The 261-nt window shown below is 66.3% G+C and carries 1 protein-coding gene; it reads right to left on the reverse strand.

Translation table 11 applies throughout. The annotated features are described in order from the left end of the window. Window positions 1-261 (reverse strand): cytochrome c-type biogenesis protein (locus AAEY78_RS13680; RefSeq protein ID WP_352339890.1); only part of this gene is annotated, 261 nt, incomplete at both ends.

Below are 261 nucleotides of genomic sequence, written 5' to 3' on the forward strand. Positions count from 1 at the left end.
TCAGGGGACAGCGCATCGGCGCCATCAATCGGTGCGACGCGGCGACGGCGCACGATCACGGCCATCACCACCACGCCAGCCAGCAACAGCCCGGCCGGGCCGAACCACAGCAGCGCAGTCTTGCCGGTGAGCGCCGGTTTGTAGCGCACGAAGTCACCGTAGCGGTCGACCATGAAGTCGATGATCTGCTGGTCGTCCTTGCCCTCCCCCAGCATGCGGAAAATCTCTCGGCGCAAGTCGGTGGCGATCGGGGCGTTGGAG

This window comes from Psychrobacter sp. 16-MNA-CIBAN-0192, assembly GCF_040309565.1.
Lineage (GTDB): Bacteria > Pseudomonadota > Gammaproteobacteria > Pseudomonadales > Moraxellaceae > Psychrobacter.